At 31.2% G+C, this 5351-nt stretch carries 5 protein-coding genes; 4 read left to right on the top strand and 1 reads right to left on the bottom strand.

Going from position 1 to position 5351, the window contains the following annotated elements:
* Window positions 1-312 precede the first annotated feature (312 nt).
* Window positions 313-1239 (top strand): ribonuclease Z, encoded by a 927-nt coding sequence (locus ACXJH6_RS07175; protein ID WP_456471073.1) that lies wholly within the window; start codon window positions 313-315, stop codon window positions 1237-1239.
* Here the strand turns inward: ACXJH6_RS07175 and ACXJH6_RS07180 are convergent.
* Window positions 1217-2692 carry a DNA polymerase III subunit gamma/tau gene (locus ACXJH6_RS07180; RefSeq protein WP_456471074.1) on the bottom strand — a complete coding sequence of 492 codons (1476 nt, stop codon included), beginning with the start codon at window positions 2690-2692 and terminating at the stop codon, window positions 1217-1219. The two genes, ACXJH6_RS07175 and ACXJH6_RS07180, sit on opposite strands and share 23 nt — an antisense overlap.
* Before the next feature lie 85 nt (window positions 2693-2777).
* Here ACXJH6_RS07180 and ACXJH6_RS07185 point away from each other — a divergent pair, with 85 nt between their 5' ends.
* The 3 genes from ACXJH6_RS07185 to ACXJH6_RS07195 form a co-directional block, all read left to right on the top strand.
* The gene (locus ACXJH6_RS07185; protein ID WP_456471075.1) at window positions 2778-3395 is read left to right on the top strand and encodes a MarC family protein; all 618 of its coding nucleotides are present in this window, start codon (window positions 2778-2780) and stop codon (window positions 3393-3395) included.
* A gap of 8 nt (window positions 3396-3403) precedes the next feature.
* Entirely contained in the window at window positions 3404-4666 is a 1263-nt protein-coding gene (locus tag ACXJH6_RS07190) for a chloride channel protein (RefSeq protein WP_456471076.1), read from the top strand.
* Window positions 4667-5351: hypothetical protein (locus ACXJH6_RS07195; RefSeq protein WP_456471077.1), on the top strand; the 685-nt coding region annotated here is incomplete at its 3' end.

Consider the following 5351-nt stretch of genomic DNA (forward strand, 5'->3'; position numbering starts at 1 on the left):
ATACTTGATGCAATGTATCATAAATTAAAAAATGATTTATTAGAACATATTGACTTTCTTAGAACTCCAAAGCTAAAATGTGAAAATAAGTAATATTTTTTTATTGCGGTAAATTTAGCGGTAAAAAATTAAATCTAACTATCTAAAAGTCCCTGTTTACAAGAATTTTTAAGAAGTAGTCCTGATGACGCCCTCTCCGCCAGACTCATATTTCAGAACTTCTAAAAATACTTCAATTGATTTTATTATTTTGGTATTTTTATACTTCTTTATATGTTTTTTATTGGTAAAATAGTTTAAAAAGGCTTTTTAATGAAATTTATTTTTTTTGGAACTTCTGCCGGAAGACCTACAAAAACAAGAAATGTCTCCGGGATTGGAATGGAAATAGAAAACGAGTATGGATGGTATCTTTTTGACTGTGGAGAAGGAACCCAGCATCAGATTTTAAAAACGAATCTTAGTATTTATAAACTTAAAACTATTTTTATCTCTCACATACACGGAGACCATGTTTACGGATTGTTCGGATTAATTACTTCAAGAATGCTTGATAAATGTGAAACTCCTTTAAAAATTTACGCTCCAAAAGGCGTAAAAGAGATAGTTGAGGCTGTTGTTGATATTTCGTATGAACATTTAGGGTATGAGTTGAGTTTTATTGAAATTTACGGAGGGTTTGAAGAAGAATTTGAAAATTTTAATTTAAAAGTATTGCCTCTTATTCATTCGGTTGAGAGTTTGGCTTTTTATATTCAAAGAAAACCGAAAATCAAGTTAAACGCTCAAAAACTTATAAAAGACGGTCTTAGTCCGGGAATCGAATATAAAAATATTCAAAACGGTATAGATGTAGAAAAAAACGGAAAAATTTATAAAGCTTCGGAATATACGGAAATAATCGATGGAGAAAAAGTAATAATAGCCGGAGATAACGCAGAGCCCGATTATCTTTGCAAATATTTAAAAAATTTAGATTTGTTAATTCATGAAGCAACCTATACCGCAGAAGTTTTTGAGAAAATGGAAACAAAATATCTCCATACAACTGCTAAAAGTCTGGGAATTGCAGCTGAAAAATATGGAGTTAAAAACCTGATAGCTACACATATTTCTCCAAGATTCGAGAAAGAAGAAATTTTAAAAGAGATTAAAAAATATTATACGGGGAATGTTTATGTGGCAAGCGATTTTGACATTTATGAATTAAAAAATTCTATTTGTCAGAAATTTTCGTAATTTTAACATCACTTCCGAAAATTTCTCTTACTTTTCTAATAACGTCTTCAGATTTGTTGTTCAAAACACTAGGGGTGGGTGTGGCGGCTGTTTTTTTAGGTTGATTTTTGGAAGGTTCGTTTGGACATCTTATAACTTCTATTTGTGTTCCTATTCCAAAAATTTCATTTATAAGGGGTCGAATAACTGGTGAAAAAAATCTCCTAAACATCTGTTTACATTCATTATCCGGACAGCTTTCCCATTTTAAAACGCCGTTTTCGAATGATATGAATTTTAGGCTTGTTTCAAAGCATATTCCTAAATCTTCGTCTTTTTCTTTTATTTTCTCTGTTAAAATTTTGAAAAGTTCTTCTCCGCTTGGTGTAAAAATTTCTTCTTTTTTGGGTTTGTATGAATCGATATCTATTTTTTGTTCGAGGTTTTTTATAAGGTCGTCTATTTTATGTGGTTTTGTGGCTTCCATCATTCTAAAAAACATTAAAGTTAGAATAAATTCGTTATCGCTGTGATATTTTATGAGTTCTCTTGTATCGCTTAAAATATTAAAAAACCGTTGCATAGTAATTAAAGGTAGACTTCCGTTAAAAAGTGCTTCTTTTAAATATAATATAATTTCGTCCAAAACAGATTCTATATCATAATCTTTTATTTCCCTGATTATATTTATAACTTCTTTTTTATTAGAATTTAATATAGCCTTGAAAATTTTTGATATTATTTCCGGGTTTACAACTCCTAACATTTCTACGACTTTATCAAGCGTTATTACATTTTTGCTATATGCTATGGCCTGGTCGAGAAGTGTTAATGAATCCCTTACGCTTCCTTTTGCGCTTTTTACTATAAGTCTTAAAGCTTCATCTTCAAATTCTACTTTTTCTTCTATCAAGACTTTTTGAAGATAACTTTCAATAGTGTTTTCTGGGATTTTGTTGAATCTGAAATGTTGAACCCTGCTTAAAATAGTTGACGGTAGTTTTAGAGGGTCTGTTGTTGCCATTATGAATTTCACATACTCAGGAGGTTCTTCAAGAGTTTTTAAAAGGGCGTTAAAAGCTTCGTTGGTTAGCATATGAACCTCGTCTATAATAAATATTTTGTATCTTCCAATAGAAGGTTTATATTTGGTATGTTCTATAAGCTCTCTTATATCTTCTATTTTTCTGTTGCTTGCGGCGTCCATTTCAATAATATCTATGTGTCTATTTTCGTTTGATAACAGGCAGTTTTCACACTTCTCACAAGGGGATGAAGTAGGACCATGTTCACATTGGAGGGATTTTGCAAATATTCTGGCCGTAGTTGTCTTTCCACTTCCCCGAAGACCGGAAAAGAGATAAGCGTGGGCTATTCTTTTCGTATCGAGTGCGTTGGAGAGGGTTTTTACTATTGCGTCTTGGCCGATAATTTCTTCAAATCTTTTAGGCCTGTATTTAAGAGCTAAAACCAATTAAGAGCCTTTTTTTTAAGAATTATACCAAATGAAAAATCAGGATATTTTGTTTGTGATATAATTTTGAAAAAAGGTGTTATAAATGTTGAAAGAATTAATGTTTGACACTATTTCTCTTATAACGATATTAAATCCAATAGCGGCTGCGGCTATTATGATGTCTCTTGTGAAATTTTCCGATATTCCGGATGTTGCAAAAAAAACAAGCTTTACCGTTTTAGCGGCAAGTGTTATTACAATGGTAGGAGGGGGATTTATTTTAAAAATTTTTGGAATTAATATACCTTCAATAAAGGCAATCGGTGGAGTTGTTTTGCTTATTATAGCCCTACATATGATTCAAGGTAAAGAGACAGCTCCTACAAACACTACGCAAGAAGAACATAGTGCAGCTGAAAACAAGGATGATGTCGCAATTATTCCTCTTGCCATTCCAGTGTTATTTGGTCCGGGAGTTATTACCACCATTATAGTATTAAGCGAAAAAGCCCATTCTTTTAAAGAAAAAGCTATATTATTGATTTCTATTTTGCTTTCTTCTTTTATTGTTTACATAACTCTTAGAAATGCGGTTTATATTTCAAAAATGTTAGGCGTTAACGGTTTGAAAATAGTTACGAGACTTATGGGGCTTATTATCGGGGCTGTGGCTTTTTTGTTTTTGGTCGGGGGAATTAAGTATTTATGGCTTGAAATTTAGGAGGAGTTGTGGTTGCCAGGCTTATACTTTTAGCTATTCTTAGCGGAACGGTATCAGGTGTATTCATTGTAGTATACGGTCTTTTAACGAAATTTTTATCTTTTGTGCTTTTTTTAGGCGACCCTTTTGAAACCGTGCCTGAACTTCCCGTGTGGTATGTTTATTTAGTACCTATGGTTTCCATTTTTATCGTTAATTATATGATTTCAAGAAATGAGGTGGTAAAAGAATACGGAGTTAGGGAAATAGCGGAAGCTGTTGAGAAAAACAGACTGATTTTCGGTATTAAGGATTTGTTTTTAAAAATTTTTGCATCTTCTTTGTCAATAGCGAGCGGATTTGCCATTGGAAACGAAGGTCCAAGTGCGGCTATAGGGGCTATGATAGCCAATAAAATACACGAATTTTTAAAACTTCCAAAAGAGCTTTTAAAAGTTTCCCTAAGTGTTGGGGCAAGCAGCGGGATAGCCGCTATTTTCGTCTCACCCGTAACTGGTATTATGTTTGCTATAGAAAATCTGGCTTATGAATTTGTCAGGGATTTTGCAGGATATTTGATTCTTGCAAGCGTTTTTGCGTTTAGTATAGCCTGGCATTTTTTAGAATCTCTTATTTTTACTTATTCTACGGGAAAATTTATAGAATACCGCTATATTGTAGCAACCGTTTTATTTGTTCCCGTTATTACTTTTTTTGTGTTTTTTTATCTATCTTTAAAAGACAGGGTTTTAGAATTTTTAAATTTAAAAATAATAGAAAGGTTTTTGCCTTACCGTAATTTTATTTTTGCTTTAATAGGAGGCGGCGTTATAGGAACAATTATGATAATTACTCCTTATGCGGCATTTAGCGGACATGAGATGGTTAAAATACTTATTAACGGTTCAGCTCATTTTTCTTTATGGATGATTTTTGTAATTATTGTTTTAAGGATTATAGCCACAAGCGTATCTTTATACGCAAACGCCGTAGGTGGAATTTTTATAGCGTTGATGAGTATAGGTGCGCTTGTAGGATACGGATTTGGAGAGGTTATGAATTTATATTTTCCTTTTGAAATAGAGCCTTTTTATTTTGCGGCAATCGGGGCGGCGGTTTTTATGGGGGTGAATATGAAACTTCCTTTAACGGCTGTGGTATTGGCGTTGGAGATGACCTATGACTATAACGTAATTGTTCCTACAGGTATAAGCGTGGTATTGGTAATGTTCTTTGTAAGTTTGAAATTTGATTTACATAAATTACATATAAGACCGGTTTGGAGGCAATAAATGAAAAAAATATTAATCCTTTTTACTTTTATATTTTTATTTGCGGGAAATATCGACGACCTTATAAAAAAAGTGCCTAAAAATTCTCCCGAGTATAATTTGGATATTGTTTTATATAAAAAAATAAAGGAAATAAAATATAAGCCTTTGGATTTAAAATTTAATATAAAAAATGAAAAAGAGTATATAAATCTGTTTTTAAAACTTATCGAATTAAAAAAAGAATTAAATTCTCTGCCCGATAAAATAAACGAACTTGATAAAAAAATTTCTATTTTAAAAAACAATCAGACTGTTACACAGAAGCTTCAGTATATTTATTATAAAAAGATAAAGGAAGTTTATTTAAAAAGACTGGATGAATTGCAAAAAAAACTGCCGGAATTTGAAGAAATTTTATTAGAAAAGTTAAAAAATATAAAGTTTGATGTGAAAAAAGCCCAGAATAACATTAAACTATTAAAAGAGAAGTTAAGTAGAGTTCAAAAATATTATGAAAAATTGAATATCGAACTTCAAAAATGGCAGTTATTAAATAATAAAACAAAAATAAATGAAATACAGAAAAAAATAAGGTTTTATGAGAAAAAACAACAGAAAATATATAGAGAATTATTTAAAAATCAGCTTATTATCGGGTTGAATTATATAAAAAACCGTAATAAAAAAGCTTTAGAAAGTGATA

Source organism: Caminibacter sp., from assembly GCF_053999135.1.

Coding starts and splice junctions, on each gene's coding strand:
- ACXJH6_RS07175 (WP_456471073.1), top strand. CDS start 313: ATGAAATTTATTTTTTTTGGAACTTCTGCCGGAAGACCTACAAAAACA.
- ACXJH6_RS07185 (WP_456471075.1), top strand. CDS start 2,778: ATGTTGAAAGAATTAATGTTTGACACTATTTCTCTTATAACGATATTA.